The following is a 14,789-nucleotide window of genomic DNA, read 5'->3' as shown; positions in this document are numbered from 1 at the left end:
CAATGACCGACGCCCTGCGCCTGATCCTCGAAGATGTAGACGGCACCCAGCTGGAAACCTCCTGCACCCGTTTTGCCATTGTCTGGCAAGGCAAGGAAGTGTGGGTCCAGCAGGACGGCCGTGGCCAGCTGCTGATCGGCGTGGATGTCGAGGAAGGCGATGTCGAATACGCCAACCTGCTGCTGCGTCCGATGGCCACCAACCTGGTCAGCCTGCAGCTGGAAATGGAGCCGGCGGAAGTCGGCGAAGAGGACGATCATGTCCATGGCCCTGACTGCGGCCACCACCACTAAGGAAGCGCCTATGCTCGCCCTTGGCAAATTGCTCGAGCTGACCCTGACCGATCACGAACCGGCCGAGAAGACCCAAGTGACAACCAAGGGCGTGCGCTTGCGCTGGTTGGGGGAGGGCGCACTGGAGGTGCGTCCGCCCGAAAACGAGGATTGTGGGCTCGACCTGCTGCTTTCGGCCGGTATTCACGGTAACGAAACAGCACCGATCGAACTGCTCGAAAGGCTCCTGCATGGCGTGGCCAACGGCAAGATCAAGCCGCGTGCGCGGATTCTGTTCCTGTTCGGCAACCCGGTCGCCATCCGCAAAGGCGAGCGTTTTGTCGAGCAGGATATCAACCGGCTGTTCAACGGTCGCCATGAGCTCTCCAGTGGGTTCGAGGCATTGCGTGCCGCCGAGCTGGAACAGTTCGCCCGGGTGTTCTTCGGCAAGCCTGGGCGCACCCGCCTGCATTACGACCTGCATACCGCCATCCGTGGCTCGAAGATCGAGCAGTTCGCTCTTTATCCTTACAAGGAGGGGCGCAAGCATTCCCGTCGCGAGCTGGCCCGCCTGGCTGCTGCCGGCATGGAGGCGGTGCTGTTGCAAAGCAAGTCATCCATCACCTTCAGTGCCTTCACCTACGAGCAACTGGATGCCGAGGCGTTCACCCTGGAGCTGGGCAAGGCGCGGCCGTTCGGGCAGAACGAGCACGTCAACCTCGACAGGCTCGAAGAACGGTTGATTCATATCATCGAGGATACCGAGCCTGAAATCGACGGCTCGCTGGACGGCCTCAAACTGTTCAGCGTCGCCCGCGAGATCATCAAGCACAGCGACAGCTTCCACCTGCACCTGCCGGCGGACATCGAAAACTTCTCCGAGCTGAGCAAAGGGTACTTGCTGGCCGAAGACCTGGCGGAGATGCGCTGGGTGGTCGAGGAGGAGGGGGCGCGGATCATCTTCCCCAACCCCAGGGTCAAGAATGGCCTGCGCGCCGGCATCCTGATCGTGCCTGATTCGGGGCAGCGCCTGGGCTGAGACCGTGGCCGCCGCTGAAAACGGCGGCAGGTTTTCGGATCCGATCGCTGATGAAAACCTTTTAATTCACCGCCTGTTCCATTTTCCCTTCCCTTGGGCGGTAATTGGCTTGCCAGTGGCGAAAGGCTGCAATTAGCATCCGCTCATGTCATTTTCGTTTGCAAGCGCCTTAAAAGCCGTCCAATCGACGCTTTCTATCGCATAAACACACTGCACCTTGCTTGCAGGACCGATATAATGCGGCCCTTTGCCGTCGTTTCGTCGACGTGTTTGCCCCCAAGGGCCGCCGTTTCCGTGGAAGAACCTATGAAAAGCGCAGAAATCCGTGAAGCCTTCCTCCGCTTCTTCGAAGAGCAGGGCCATACCCGAGTCGCCTCCAGTTCGCTGATCCCGAACAACGACCCGACCCTGCTGTTCACCAACGCTGGCATGAACCAGTTCAAGGACTGCTTCCTCGGTGCCGAGAAGCGTGCCTACACCCGCGCTGTCAGCAGCCAGAAGTGCGTGCGTGCCGGTGGCAAGCACAACGACCTGGAAAACGTCGGCTACACCGCGCGTCACCACACCTTCTTCGAAATGCTGGGTAACTTCAGCTTCGGCGACTATTTCAAGCGCGATGCGATCACCTTCGCCTGGACCTTCCTGACCTCCGAGCAGTGGCTGAACCTGCCCAAGGAAAAGCTCTGGGTCACCGTCTACGCCTCCGACGACGAAGCCTACGACATCTGGACCAAGGAAGTCGGCGTGCCGGCCGAGCGCATGGTGCGCATCGGCGACAACAAAGGCGCCCCATACGCCTCCGACAACTTCTGGACCATGGGTGACACCGGCCCGTGCGGCCCTTGCACCGAGATCTTCTACGACCACGGCGCCGACATCTGGGGCGGCCCACCCGGCTCGCCGGAGGAAGACGGCGACCGCTACATCGAGATCTGGAACAACGTCTTCATGCAGTTCAACCGCACCGCCGACGGCGTGCTGCACCCGCTGCCAGCGCCGTCGGTGGACACCGGCATGGGCCTGGAGCGCATCAGTGCGGTGATGCAGCACGTGCACTCGAACTACGAGATCGACCTGTTCCAGAACCTGCTGACTGCCGCGGCCAAGGCCATCGGCTGCAGCAACGACGGCCAGGCTTCGCTGAAAGTGGTTGCCGACCACATCCGTTCCTGCGGTTTCCTGATTGCCGACGGCGTACTGCCGTCCAACGAAGGCCGTGGCTACGTGCTGCGCCGCATCATTCGCCGCGCTTGCCGTCACGGCAACAAGCTGGGCGCCAAGGGCAGCTTCTTCTACCAGATCGTCGCTGCCCTGGCCGCCGAGATGGGCGAGGCCTTCCCCGAGCTGAAGAGCCAGCAGGCGCATATCGAGCGCGTGCTCAAGGCCGAGGAAGAACAGTTCGCCAAGACCCTGGAGCAGGGCCTGCGCATCCTCGAGCAGGACCTGGCCCAGCTCAAGGGCGACGTGGTCCCGGGCGACGTGGTGTTCAAGCTGTACGACACCTACGGGTTCCCGATGGACCTGACCGCCGACATCGCTCGCGAGCGCGAGCTGACCATCGACGAAGCCGGCTTCGAGCGTGAAATGGAAGCCCAGCGCGAGCGTGCCCGCTCTGCCAGCAGCTTCGGCATGGACTACAACAGCCTGGTCAAGATCGACAGCGCCACCGAGTTCCTCGGCTATGACGCCACCGAAGGCCAGGGCAAGATCATCGCCCTGTACAAGGACGGCCAGTCTGTCGACCAGTTGGGTGAAGGCGAGCAGGGCGTCGTGGTGCTCGACCGCACCCCGTTCTATGCCGAATCCGGTGGCCAGGTCGGCGACAGCGGCTTCCTGCAGGCCGGCGCTGCACGCTTCGACGTGCGCGACACCACCAAGACCGGCGGTGCCTTCCTGCACCACGGCGTGGTCGCCAGCGGTGCGCTGGTCATCGGCTCGCCTGTCGAGGCCAAGGTCGATGCCGACGTGCAGCACGCCACCTCGCTGAACCACTCGGCCACTCACCTGCTGCACGAAGCGCTGCGCCAGGTGCTGGGCGAGCACGTACAGCAGAAGGGCTCGCTGGTCGACAGCCAGCGCCTGCGTTTCGACTTCAGCCACTTCGAGGCGGTCAAGCCGGAGCAGATCAAGGCCCTGGAAGACATCGTCAACCGTGAAGTGCGCAAGAACACCCCGGTTGAAACCGAGCTGACCGATATCGAAACCGCCAAGGCCAAGGGCGCCATGGCCCTGTTCGGCGAGAAGTACGGTGACACCGTGCGCGTGCTGAGCATGGGCGGCGATTTCTCCGTCGAGCTGTGCGGCGGTATCCATGCCAAGCGCACCGGCGATATCAGCCTGTTCAAGATCATCAGCGAAGGCGGCGTGGCCTCGGGTGTGCGCCGTATCGAAGCGGTTACCGGTGCCGCTGCGCTGGACTACCTGAACGCTGCCGAAGAGCAGGTCAAGGAAGCCGCGCAACTGGTCAAGGGCAACCGTGACAACCTGATCGACAAGCTGTCGGCTGTGCTCGAGCGCAACCGCCAGCTGGAAAAGCAGCTCGAGCAGCTGCAGGCCAAGGCCGCCAGCGCCGCCGGGGACGATCTCTCCAACGCGGCCGTTGAGGTCAAAGGTGCCAAGGTGCTTGCCGCCCGCCTGGATGGGCAGGATGGCAAGGCACTGCTGGCGCTGGTCGATCAGCTGAAGAACAAGCTCGGCCACGCAGTGATCCTGCTGGGCAGCGAGCATGAGGGCAAGGTCGTGCTGGTGGCCGGCGTGACCAAGGACCTCTCCAGCCAACTCAAGGCTGGTGACCTGATGAAACAAGCCGCTGCGGCAGTGGGTGGCAAGGGCGGTGGCCGTCCGGACATGGCCCAGGGTGGTGGCGTCGACGTCGCTGCACTGGACCAGGCGCTGGCGCTGGCCGTGCCGTTCGCAGAGCAGGGACTTTGAGATGAAGGGGCCGGCGGTCTAGTCGCCGGCTCCTTCATGTTGGATGTTTTTTTTGAGGCCCGGTACGGGCTGAGGCACCATTGAAATGGCGTTGATCGTACAGAAATTTGGCGGCACCTCTGTCGGTTCCATCGAGCGGATCGAGCAGGTAGCCGAAAAGGTCAAGAAACACCGTGAAGCGGGCGACGACCTGGTGGTTGTGCTGTCGGCCATGAGCGGTGAAACCAATCGCCTGATCGATCTGGCCAAGCAGATCACCGATCAGCCGGTTCCGCGTGAGCTGGATGTGATCGTGTCGACCGGTGAGCAGGTCACCATTGCCCTGTTGACCATGGCCTTGATCAAGCGTGGTGTGCCAGCGGTGTCCTACACCGGCAACCAGGTGCGCATCCTCACCGACAGCGCGCACAACAAGGCGCGCATCCTGCAGATCGACGACCAGAAGATCCGTGCCGACCTCAAGGAAGGCCGCGTGGTCGTGGTGGCCGGTTTCCAGGGTGTCGACGAGCACGGCAGCATCACTACCCTCGGCCGCGGTGGCTCCGACACCACCGGCGTGGCCCTGGCGGCTGCGCTGAAGGCAGACGAGTGCCAGATCTACACCGACGTCGATGGCGTCTACACCACCGACCCGCGCGTTGTGCCGCAAGCGCAGCGCCTGGAGAAGATCACCTTCGAAGAGATGCTGGAAATGGCCAGCCTTGGTTCCAAGGTGTTGCAGATCCGCTCGGTGGAGTTCGCCGGCAAGTACAACGTTCCGCTGCGCGTGCTGCACAGCTTCAAGGAGGGTCCAGGTACCCTCATTACCATTGATGAAGAGGAATCCATGGAACAGCCGATCATTTCCGGTATCGCCTTCAACCGTGATGAGGCCAAGCTGACCATTCGTGGCGTACCGGACACCCCGGGCGTTGCCTTCAAGATCCTCGGCCCGATCAGCGCTTCGAACATCGAGGTGGACATGATCGTGCAGAACGTTTCCCACGATAACACCACCGACTTCACCTTCACCGTGCACCGCAACGAGTACGAGAAGGCCTACAGCGTGCTGGAAAACACCGCGCGTGAAATCGGTGCCCGTGAAGTGATCGGCGACACCAAGATCGCCAAGGTGTCGATCGTCGGCGTTGGCATGCGCTCCCACGCGGGCGTTGCCAGCCGCATGTTCGAAGCCCTGGCCAAGGAGAGCATCAACATCCAGATGATCTCCACCTCCGAAATCAAGGTCTCGGTGGTCATTGAAGAGAAGTACCTGGAGCTGGCCGTACGCGCGCTGCACACCGCGTTCGAACTTGACGCTCCGGCCCGACAGGGCGAGTAACGCCTTGCCTGGAGGGCGCGGCTTAGCCGCGCCCTTCGCGTTTCTGGTCGCCACGCAGGCCTTGTCCTGCCAGCGGGGCGATCATCCAGGCCATGTGCGTCGTCCGCGCTCAGGCCTGACATCCCAAGACTGTAACCCCTGAATGTTTTGCGTAAGGAGAAAGCTATGTTGATTCTGACTCGTCGGTGCGCCGAGAGCCTGATCATTGGAGACGGCGAGATCACCGTGACGGTGCTCGGCGTGAAAGGCAACCAGGTGCGTATTGGTGTCAGCGCCCCTAAAGAAGTGGCCGTTCACCGCGAAGAAATCTACCTGCGGATCAAGAAAGAGAAGGACGAGGAGCCAAGCCTTTAATTTTTTTGAAGTTTTTTTCAAAAAAAGGGTTGCAAACGAGGAAGAGCCTGTTTAATATTCGCCTCGTGTTGCGGTGAGGTGGCCGAGTGGCCGAAGGCGCTCCCCTGCTAAGGGAGTATACCTCATAAGGGTATCGGGGGTTCGAATCCCCCCTTCACCGCCATTATTTGCGTAGGGCGCTGTAAACGGTAAGAACGCTAAGTCGTTGAAGTTAAACGAAAAAGTTCTTGCAAAAATGTTTCAGCGAACTATCATGCGCGGCAAGACACGGACTCATAGCTCAGCTGGATAGAGTACTCGGCTACGAACCGAGCGGTCGCAGGTTCGAATCCTGCTGAGTCCGCCACTTTTGAAGTGGCTTTGCATGCAAGGCTGCTTCAAATCACCAGTGGTAACCTGGTCTAAAATTACCAATCGCGGACTCATAGCTCAGCTGGATAGAGTACTCGGCTACGAACCGAGCGGTCGCAGGTTCGAATCCTGCTGAGTCCGCCACTTTTTGAAGTGGCTCTGCTTGCAAAGTCGCTTCATTCACCAGCGGTATCTGGTTTGAAACTGCCAACCACGGACTCATAGCTCAGCTGGATAGAGTACTCGGCTACGAACCGAGCGGTCGCAGGTTCGAATCCTGCTGAGTCCGCCACTTTTGAAGTGGCTCTGCTTGCAAAGTCGCTTCATCACCAGCGGTATCTGGTTTGAAACTGCCAACCACGGACTCATAGCTCAGCTGGATAGAGTACTCGGCTACGAACCGAGCGGTCGCAGGTTCGAATCCTGCTGAGTCCGCCATACACGATAAGAAGCCCGCTCATTTGAGCGGGCTTTTTGTTTTTCTCTTTCACTGTTTTGTCAGTGATGCCTGACTAGACTGCACAGTAACCAGCCCGACAGACTTTTGCGCGGTGAATGTGTTCTTTATCACGCGCATGCCGTCGCACAGGTGGCATCGAGCGTTGTCCCAGCTTTATCTCGCAAACGATTGTTCTGGCCGAAATTTTAAGCGATCTGACAGCTTAGGCAGTGTATGATTGCGCCCGTCAGCCCCGCCGGGGCTTGTGGAAAACCACCATGGACTTACCCAGTAGTTACTCCCTAACAAGATTCATACAGCTAGATCTGACTGATTGATTCTCCCGGCGTGCTCCGCTGCTGGGAGTGGAGTTCGCCTATGACTGAAGTAGAAGTAAAGAAAGCTCAAGAGAGCCTGCAGGATCGCCTGGCCCAGGTGGTCGAACTGCTGCAGCGCCAACGTGTGGTGGAAGACCTGACCCATCGTCAGGAAGGTCAGCACAACGACCTGGTGGAAAACCTCGTCCACCGCCAGAACCTGGTCGACCTGCAGCGCAAGCTGGACGACCTGCACCCAGCCGACGTCGCCTACATCCTCGAAGCCTTGCCCTTGCAAGACCGTCTGACGGTCTGGCAGCTGGTGCGCTCGGACCGTGACGGCGACATCCTCCTCGAAGTATCCGACTCTGTTCGTCAGTCGCTGATCGCCGACATGGACGATCACGAGATCCTGGCTGCCGCCAAGGAAATGGACGCCGACGAACTGGCCGACCTGGCGCCAGAGCTGCCGCGTGACGTGGTTCACGAGCTGATGGAAAGCCTCGATGCCCAGCAGCGCGAGCGGGTCCGCTCGGCACTGAGTTACGACGAGGAGCAGGTCGGTGCGCTGATGGACTTCGAGATGGTCACCATCCGCGAAGACGTCAGCCTGGAAGTGGTGCTGCGCTACCTGCGCCGCCTGAAAGAGCTGCCCAACCATACCGACAAGCTGTTCGTGGTCGACTATGAAGGCATTCTCAAGGGCGTATTGCCAATCAAGCGCCTGTTGGTCAACGACCCAGAGAAGAAAGTGGCGGAGGTCATGGCGACCGACCCCGTGTCTTTTCATCCTGAGGAAGATGCCTACGACGCCGCTCAGGCCTTCGAACGTTATGACCTGGTTTCGGCGCCAGTGGTCGACAAGGGTGATCGTCTGATCGGCCGTCTGACAATTGACGAGATGGTTGACCTGATCCGTGAGGAGAGCGAAAGCGAAGTCCTCAACATGGCGGGTCTGCGTGAAGAGGAAGACATCTTCGCCTCGGTCTGGCGTTCGCTGCGCAACCGTTGGGCCTGGCTGGCGATCAACCTGATTACCGCCTTTGTCGCCTCGCGGGTGATCGGCTTGTTCGAAGGATCGATCGAGAAGCTGGTGGCGCTGGCTGCGCTGATGCCCATCGTTGCCGGTATTGGTGGCAACTCGGGCAACCAGACCATCACCATGATCGTCCGTGCCATGGCACTGGACCAGGTGTCGCCGGGCAATACCAGCCGGCTGATGCGCAAGGAGTTGGCGGTGGGGCTGCTCAATGGCCTGGTCTGGGGCGGGGTTATCGGCGCGGTGGCCTTCTGGCTCTATGGCAGCTGGTCTCTGGGCGTGGTGATGACCGCCGCCATGACGCTGAACCTGTTGCTGGCGGCCTTCATGGGCGTGCTGATTCCCATGACCCTGACGCGCCTGGGGCGCGATCCGGCCATGGGCTCGAGCGTGATGATCACCGCCGTGACCGACAGCGGCGGCTTCTTCATCTTCCTGGGCCTGGCGACACTGTTCCTGCTCTGAAGCGCCAGCAGAAAAACAAGCCCAACCAAAAAAGCCAGCATACGCTGGCTTTTTCGTGTCTGCTCGCTGTCGGCCTCAGGAGGCGTCGGCGGCCATTTCCACATCGTGAGCGATGAGGGCCACCAGCGCATTCTGCTGGCGGTGCGACAGCTGGCGGAAACGTTGCAGGAGCTCGCGCTCATGCAGCGACAGCTCCGGGCTGTCCAGGCGCATGCTCAGCTCGTCGCCCAGCGCACCTTCCTGGATAAGGCTCTGCTCCAGGCGCGCGATGATCTCGGAGTTCATGCTGCGGTGATGGTTGCGCGCTACCTCGGCAATGCGCTCACGCATCCCGTCTGGCAGGCGGACGACGAACTTGTCAGCGGTGCGGCTCGAATAAATAGCCTGTTTCATTGGGCGCATATAAATTGACCGGATTTACTGGTTCAGGGGAAGCGGTTCTCAAATTGGCCGCACGGGGTGGAAGTACGACCGTGGCGACGACAAAATGTTCAACCGTCATGAATATTTGGAAGGTCATCTTGCCTCATGGTCGCCGTTTCCTTGGCGTCAATTCTGTGACAAATAGTGAGCCGGATAAAGGCTTTTTGCCAGTACCAATTATCAGAAATGAGTACTGGTTTGAAAAGTTTTACATCATCCGGCCCGTCGCACCGTCAGCCTTTTGCCGCCAAAAACCTGTAAAACGCAGCAAAGGACGCAGAAAACACCTAGAATGCGCAGGTTTCCTTCCATAGAGCATAGTGGCTATGCAACATGACGCAAGCGCCCGAGATGGAGCCTCAGGCCGCCTGATATTCCTGATAGGACCCTCCGGTTCGGGAAAAGATTCCCTGATCGATGCCGCTCGTGCGCAATTGTCTGCGGCAGGCGTTGAAATAGCCCGTCGCATCATTACCCGTTCCGCCGAAGCCAAGGGTGAAGCGGCCCATGGCGTCAGCGCGGAGCGGTTCGCGCAGCTGCGCGAAGAGGGCGCGTTCGCCATGCACTGGCGAGCCAATGGCCTGGAATACGGGATACCGGCCCAGGTGGACGCGTGGCTGGCGCAGGGGCGCTCGGTGCTGGTCAATGGTTCCAGGGCTTATTTGCCAGAAGCCCAGGCGCGTTACCCTGGTCTTTTGGCCGTGTGCCTGGACGTGCAGCCCGCCGTGCTGCGTGAACGCTTGCTGGCCCGTGGGCGAGAGACCCCGGAGCAAGTCGACCAGCGCCTGGCGCGCAATGCGCTGCTGCAACTGAACGCTGGGCCATCGCTGCACCACCTCGACAATTCAGGGGCGTTGGCCACGGCGGTGGCGGCCTTGCTCGATCTGCTGCGCCAGGAAAAGTTGCTTGGCTGAACGGCTTTCAGAAACACCCTACGTGCAAAAAGCCCGATTCAGGCATGACAAACGGTGGCGCGCTGGTTAACATGCTCGCCGTCCCGCTGCTGCTGCATTCAGTCAGCACATGGCTGGCGGGTTTCAGTCCCTGTAGTTTAATGGATAGAACGGGGTCCTCCTAAGACTCTGGTGCAGGTTCGATTCCTGCCGGGGACGCCATCCACGCTAAATCCCACCCTCTGCCCCTCGTTTCCTTTGCACAAGGCCGACGTGCGCCGTACGCGCCACCGGAGCTTGCTGTCTTTTCATCGAGGGTCGAAGGATGCTTGCCGCCATTTGTTTCAAGGCCAGCCAGGTGCTGCCTGTTGCCAATCAGTTGCTGCTCAACCCGCTGCGGCCAGCTGCCGCGAGGGGGAGGCCATGAGTGCCATACTGGAACTGCTGGCCCGGCCCCTGCTGCCAGGCCAGCGCAGCCTGCCCTTACTGGTCGAGGCACCCCATGCCGGCCTGGACCTCAACGAGGCGCTGGAGCCGATCCGTGCGTTGGTAGACCGCCATTTGCTCGATGCCGGTGGCATCCTTTTTCGCGGTTTCGACGTGGGCGGCGCCGAGGCTTTTCGCAGCTTTGCCGGCGGCTTTGGCCACCCGCTGCTGAACTATGAGTTCGGCTCTACCCCGCGCAGTAACGTTACCCAGGGCGTGTACACCTCTACCGAATACCCGCCGCACCAGAAAATCCCGTTGCACAACGAGCAGGCCTACACCCGTGAATGGCCGATGAAGATCTGGTTCTACAGCATGATCGCCGCCCAGAGCGGCGGGGAAACGCCCATCGCCGACAGCCGCGAAGTGTTCCGCCGGATCGCCCCGCGTATCCACGAGCGTTTCAATCGTCATGGGCTGATGTACGTGCGCAACTTCGGCAATGGCCTGGATGTGCCTTGGGAGCAGGTGTTCAACAGTGACGACCCGGCAGTGGTGCAAGCCTACTGCCAACGCCATGCGATCACCTGCGAATGGAAGGACGACGGCGAACTGCGGACTCGCCAGACCTGCCAGGCCGTGGCCCGCCACCCGCGAACCTTTGAGGATGTGTGGTTCAACCAGGCGCACCTGTTCCATGTGTCCAACCTGCCGCCTGAGGTGCGCGAGAGCTTGCTGGAAATCGTCGACGAGCAAGACCTGCCTCGTAATGTCTATTACGGCGACGGGTCACCGATCGAAGACTCGATCCTCGACGAAGTACGCGGTGTGCTGGATGAGTGCACCATCGCCTTCCCCTGGCAGGAAGGCGATGTGCTGATGCTCGATAACATGCTCGCCGCCCACGCCCGCAGCAGCTTCACCGGCAAGCGCAAGGTCATCGTGGCCATGGCCGAGGGGCACGGCGCAGGTTGAGCCGCGCAGCGCGGCCGTCAGCGCAGGCGCGCTGCCGCAAAAGCGCTGCGACGGTTTTACCAACAGCACCTAAATGCAAGCCGGAACCATTCGTTCAACAGGTATCGCGGAGCCCAGGGCGGCTCCCATCACCGGTTCGGACGACCTATGAGTACCCTCGATCAATCCCTGAAGCTGGCGCGCCGCTTCATTGAACTGCCGCTGGAAAAACGCCGTGTCTTCTTCGCCGCCCTGCGCGACGAGCAAGTCGATTTCACTCAATACCCCATCCCCGACTGCAGCGGCATTACCGGTCGCGACCAGCTCTCCTATGCCCAGCAGCGCATGTGGTTCCTCTGGCAGCTGGAACCCGGCAGCGCTGCCTACAACCTGCCAGGGGCCGTGCGCCTGCGAGGCCGCCTCAACCACCAGGCGCTGGACCTGGCCTTTGCCGACCTGGTGCAGCGCCACGAGTGCCTGCGCACCACCTTCGAGGAAGTCGACGGCCAGGCCGTGCAGTGTGTGGGTGACGGTGCGCAGGTGCGGGTGCGCCATGTCGACCTGTCCACGCTGGATGCCGATCAGCGGTTGCAACAGACGCGTGAGGCGGTCGCCCGCGAAGCCGCACAGCCGTTCGACTTGCGACATGGCCCGCTGCTGCGGGCCGCGCTGCTGCAACTGGCTGCGGATGACCATGTGTTGCTGCTGACCATGCATCACATCATTGCCGACGGCTGGTCGATGAACATCCTGATCGACGAGTTCATGCGTTGCCTGGACGCCCGCAGCGCCGGAAACCAGGCCCAGTTACCGGCGCTGGCCGTGCAGTACCGTGACTACGCCCTGTGGCAGCGCAGCTGGATGGAAGCCGGTGAGCAGGCCCGTCAGCTCGACTACTGGCGAGCTCAGCTGGGCGAGGAGCATGAACCCCTGGAATTGCCCACCGACCGGCCACGCCCGGCACAGCCGAGCCATGCCGGTGCGCGCCTTGAATTCGCCATCGACGCCGAGCTGCGCAGCGGCCTGAAGGCGCTGGCCCAACGTCAGGGTACGACCTTGTTCGTGGTGCTGCTGGCAGCCTTCAAAACCTTGTTGTACCGCTACAGCGGGCAGGGTGACATCCGCGTCGGAGGCCTGATTGCCAACCGCAACCGCGGCGAGGTCGAGGGACTGATCGGTTTCTTCGTCAATACCCAGGTGCTGCGCAGTCAGCTGGATGGGCAGCAGACGTTCGAGCAGCTACTGGCAGCGCTGCGTCAGACCGCCCTCGGCGCCCAGGCCCATCAGGAGCTGCCATTCGATGCGCTACTGGAGGCGCTGCAGCCCAACCGCAGCCAGAGCCACAACGCGCTGTTCCAGGTCATGTACAACCATCAGCCGCTGGTCACCGACATCCAGGGCATGCGCCTGGGTTGCGGCTTGCAATTGGCGCATCTGGACGCTGAACAGAGCGCGGCCGGCGCCCGCAGCCATGCCGCTGCCAGCGACCTGATGCTGGAAACCCGCGAGGAAGGCGAACGCCTGCTGGCTGCCTTCACCTACGCCACGGATCTGTTCGATGCCGCCACCGTCGAGCGCATGGCCGGCCACTGGCGCAACCTGCTGCGCAGCGTGCTGGCCGACCCGCAACGTCGAATCGGCGAGCTGGAATTGCTCGATGCGGCTGAATCCCGCCAACTGCAGGCTTGGGCACTGCAAGCACCTGCACCTCAGGCAGCGGCGTTGGCCCACCAGCGCTTTCAGGCCCAGGCAGCGCGTACGCCCGAAGCGGTCGCGCTGGTACTGGCTGGCGAAGGGCAGGGCGCCAGCCTGAGCTATGCCGAGCTGGAGCGTCGCAGCAACCGCCTGGCCCAGCGCCTGGTGCAGGCGGGTGTCGGCCCCGAGGTGCTGGTCGGTGTGGCGCTTGAGCGTTCGCTGGACATGGGGGTCGCCCTGCTGGCGGTGCTCAAGGCCGGCGGTGCCTATGTGCCGCTGGACCCGCAAGCGCCCAGCGAGCGCATCGCCCAGGTGTTCGCCGACAGCGGCCTGCGTCTGCTGTTGACCCAATCGACCCTGCTGAGCCAACTGCCTGAAGCCGGCGGTATCGAGGTCGTCTGCCTGGACCACGCGCAGGGCGAGCAACCTGAGCATGCACCGCAGGTATCACTGCAGCCGGGCAACCTGGCCTATGTGATCTACACCTCCGGCTCCACCGGCCGTCCCAAGGGCGTCGCCATCAGCCACGGCGCGCTGGCCGAGTTCTGCGAACTGGCCAGCGACTATTCGCGCCTGACCGCCGATGATCGCGTGCTGCAGTTCGCCACCTGCAGCTTCGACGGTTTCGTCGAGCAGTTCTACCCACCGCTGTGCGTCGGTGCCCGTGTGGTGCTGCGCGACCGGCACCTGTGGGACAGCACCCGCTTCCTGCACGCACTGCAACGGCACGGCATCACTGTCGCCGACCTGCCGGCTGCCTATTGGCACATGCTGGTGCAGGACTACGCGCGCGACACGCCACCGGCATTTGCCGCATTGCGCCAGGTGCATGTTGGCGGCGAAGCCATGGCGGTGGACGGGCTCGACCTGTGGCGCCGCGCCGGCCTGGCCGGTGTGCGCCTGCTCAACACCTATGGCCCGACCGAGGCCACGGTGGTGTCCAGCATCCACGACTGCACGACGCTGGCCTCGCGGGATGTGTCCTGGCGCGGTATCCCCATCGGCCAGGGGCTGGCCGGCCGGCGCCTGTGCATCCTCGACGGCGAGATGCAGCCCGTACCGGCTGGCGCCATTGGCGAGCTGTACATCGGTGGCCCGGGCCTGGCGCGCGGTTACCACGGCCAGCCCGCACTCAGCGCCGAACGCTTCCTGCCCGACCCAGGCGTGCCCGGTGCGCGCTTGTACCGCACGGGCGACCGTGCCCGTTTCGACGCCAATGGCGCCATCGAGTACATCGGCCGGGTCGATCATCAGGTGAAGGTGCGCGGCTTCCGTATCGAGCTTGGCGAGATCGAGATGCGCCTGCAGCAATGCCCCGGCGTGCGCGAAGCGGCGGTGCTGGCCCTGGACATGGCCGGTGGGCGGCAACTGGTTGCCTATGCGGTCACCGACGCCGACGGCACCGATGCCGAGGCACAGCGCCAGGCGATCCGCCAGGGCCTGCGTGCGACGCTGCCGGACTACATGGTGCCGACGCATCTGGTGCTGCTGGGCCGCCTGCCGCTGACCCCCAGCGGCAAACTCGACCGCAAAGCCCTGCCCGCGCCTGACCCGAGCCAGTTGCAGGCCGGCTTCCGTGCGCCAGTCAGCCAGCCGCAGCAACGCCTGGCGGCAATCTGGATGGAAGTCTTGCAGGTGCCCCGCGTCGGCCTCGACGACAGTTTCTTCGACCTGGGCGGGCATTCGCTGCTGGCAGCCCAGGTCATTGCCCGGATCAAGTCCGAACTGGGCGTCGCGCTGCCCATGCGCAGCCTGTTCGAACGCCCGCACCTGGCTGCCCTGGCCGAAGAGCTGGAGGCCCTGGGCGGTACCGCCGACGAGGACTGGGCCGACATGGAAGCGTTCATGAATTCACTGGAGGAGGTTTGAG

At 62.3% G+C, this 14,789-nt stretch carries 10 protein-coding genes and 6 tRNA genes; 15 read left to right on the top strand and 1 reads right to left on the bottom strand.

What is annotated here, in order from left to right; translation table 11 throughout:
* Positions 1–2 precede the first annotated feature (2 nt).
* The 11 genes from L6D64_RS01585 to mgtE all read left to right on the top strand — a co-directional run bounded on the left by L6D64_RS01585 (position 3) and on the right by mgtE (position 8,528).
* Positions 3–293: a hypothetical protein gene (locus L6D64_RS01585; RefSeq protein ID WP_054886207.1), complete on the top strand. Its 291-nt coding sequence runs from the start codon at positions 3–5 to the stop codon at positions 291–293.
* 10 nt (positions 294–303) lie between these two features.
* Positions 304–1,311 (top strand): succinylglutamate desuccinylase, encoded by a 1,008-nt coding sequence (gene astE / locus L6D64_RS01580; protein WP_176509059.1) that lies wholly within the window; start codon positions 304–306, stop codon positions 1,309–1,311.
* Positions 1,312–1,617: 306 nt separating this feature from the next.
* The gene (alaS, locus tag L6D64_RS01575; protein ID WP_176509045.1) at positions 1,618–4,242 is read left to right on the top strand and encodes an alanine--tRNA ligase; all 2,625 of its coding nucleotides are present in this window, start codon (positions 1,618–1,620) and stop codon (positions 4,240–4,242) included.
* An 85-nt stretch (positions 4,243–4,327) separates the two neighbouring features.
* Complete coding sequence (locus tag L6D64_RS01570) at positions 4,328–5,563, top strand: aspartate kinase (RefSeq protein WP_099815407.1); 1,236 nt, start codon at positions 4,328–4,330, stop codon at positions 5,561–5,563.
* Positions 5,564–5,728: 165 nt separating this feature from the next.
* Positions 5,729–5,917, top strand: a complete 189-nt coding sequence (csrA, locus tag L6D64_RS01565) for a carbon storage regulator CsrA (RefSeq protein WP_003254503.1) — start codon at positions 5,729–5,731, stop codon at positions 5,915–5,917.
* Between the two features lie 72 nt (positions 5,918–5,989).
* Positions 5,990–6,080, top strand: a tRNA-Ser gene (locus L6D64_RS01560).
* 106 nt (positions 6,081–6,186) lie between these two features.
* Positions 6,187–6,263, top strand: a tRNA-Arg gene (locus tag L6D64_RS01555).
* Positions 6,264–6,335: 72 nt separating this feature from the next.
* Positions 6,336–6,412, top strand: a tRNA-Arg gene (locus tag L6D64_RS01550).
* Between the two features lie 71 nt (positions 6,413–6,483).
* Positions 6,484–6,560, top strand: a tRNA-Arg gene (locus L6D64_RS01545).
* A gap of 69 nt (positions 6,561–6,629) precedes the next feature.
* A tRNA-Arg gene (locus L6D64_RS01540) sits at positions 6,630–6,706 on the top strand.
* A 379-nt stretch (positions 6,707–7,085) separates the two neighbouring features.
* Entirely contained in the window at positions 7,086–8,528 is a 1,443-nt protein-coding gene (gene mgtE, locus L6D64_RS01535; RefSeq protein ID WP_176509044.1) for a magnesium transporter, read from the top strand.
* 75 nt (positions 8,529–8,603) lie between these two features.
* Here the strand turns inward: mgtE and L6D64_RS01530 are convergent, their stop codons facing one another.
* Positions 8,604–8,930 (bottom strand): Arc family DNA-binding protein, encoded by a 327-nt coding sequence (locus tag L6D64_RS01530; protein ID WP_003254499.1) that lies wholly within the window; start codon positions 8,928–8,930, stop codon positions 8,604–8,606.
* A 347-nt stretch (positions 8,931–9,277) separates the two neighbouring features.
* Here L6D64_RS01530 and phnN point away from each other — a divergent pair, with 347 nt between their 5' ends.
* The 4 genes from phnN to L6D64_RS01510 all read left to right on the top strand — a co-directional run bounded on the left by phnN (position 9,278) and on the right by L6D64_RS01510 (position 14,788).
* Entirely contained in the window at positions 9,278–9,865 is a 588-nt protein-coding gene (phnN, locus tag L6D64_RS01525) for a phosphonate metabolism protein/1,5-bisphosphokinase (PRPP-forming) PhnN (protein ID WP_176509043.1), read from the top strand.
* Positions 9,866–9,991: 126 nt separating this feature from the next.
* Positions 9,992–10,066, top strand: a tRNA-Arg gene (locus L6D64_RS01520).
* Positions 10,067–10,267: 201 nt separating this feature from the next.
* The gene (locus L6D64_RS01515; RefSeq protein ID WP_176509042.1) at positions 10,268–11,245 is read left to right on the top strand and encodes a TauD/TfdA family dioxygenase; all 978 of its coding nucleotides are present in this window, start codon (positions 10,268–10,270) and stop codon (positions 11,243–11,245) included.
* A 147-nt stretch (positions 11,246–11,392) separates the two neighbouring features.
* Positions 11,393–14,788: a non-ribosomal peptide synthetase gene (locus tag L6D64_RS01510; protein ID WP_176509041.1), complete on the top strand. Its 3,396-nt coding sequence runs from the start codon at positions 11,393–11,395 to the stop codon at positions 14,786–14,788.
* Position 14,789: the final 1 nt, after the last annotated feature.

Source organism: Pseudomonas urethralis, assembly GCF_021602465.1.
In the GTDB taxonomy this organism is placed as follows: Bacteria; Pseudomonadota; Gammaproteobacteria; order Pseudomonadales; family Pseudomonadaceae; genus Aquipseudomonas; species Aquipseudomonas vlassakiae.
Note: the sequence above shows the minus strand (reverse complement) of the source record. Positions and strands in the feature narration are given on the sequence as shown.

Bases quoted from the DNA above. Each gene is read 5' to 3' on its own strand.
- L6D64_RS01585 (WP_054886207.1), top strand. From the start codon at position 3: ATGACCGACGCCCTGCGCCTGATCCTCGAAGATGTAGACGGCACCCAG.
- astE (WP_176509059.1), top strand. From the start codon at position 304: ATGCTCGCCCTTGGCAAATTGCTCGAGCTGACCCTGACCGATCACGAA.
- alaS (WP_176509045.1), top strand. From the start codon at position 1,618: ATGAAAAGCGCAGAAATCCGTGAAGCCTTCCTCCGCTTCTTCGAAGAG.
- L6D64_RS01570 (WP_099815407.1), top strand. From the start codon at position 4,328: ATGGCGTTGATCGTACAGAAATTTGGCGGCACCTCTGTCGGTTCCATC.
- csrA (WP_003254503.1), top strand. From the start codon at position 5,729: ATGTTGATTCTGACTCGTCGGTGCGCCGAGAGCCTGATCATTGGAGAC.
- mgtE (WP_176509044.1), top strand. From the start codon at position 7,086: ATGACTGAAGTAGAAGTAAAGAAAGCTCAAGAGAGCCTGCAGGATCGC.
- L6D64_RS01530 (WP_003254499.1), bottom strand. From the start codon at position 8,930: ATGCGCCCAATGAAACAGGCTATTTATTCGAGCCGCACCGCTGACAAG.
- phnN (WP_176509043.1), top strand. From the start codon at position 9,278: ATGCAACATGACGCAAGCGCCCGAGATGGAGCCTCAGGCCGCCTGATA.
- L6D64_RS01515 (WP_176509042.1), top strand. From the start codon at position 10,268: ATGAGTGCCATACTGGAACTGCTGGCCCGGCCCCTGCTGCCAGGCCAG.
- L6D64_RS01510 (WP_176509041.1), top strand. From the start codon at position 11,393: ATGAGTACCCTCGATCAATCCCTGAAGCTGGCGCGCCGCTTCATTGAA.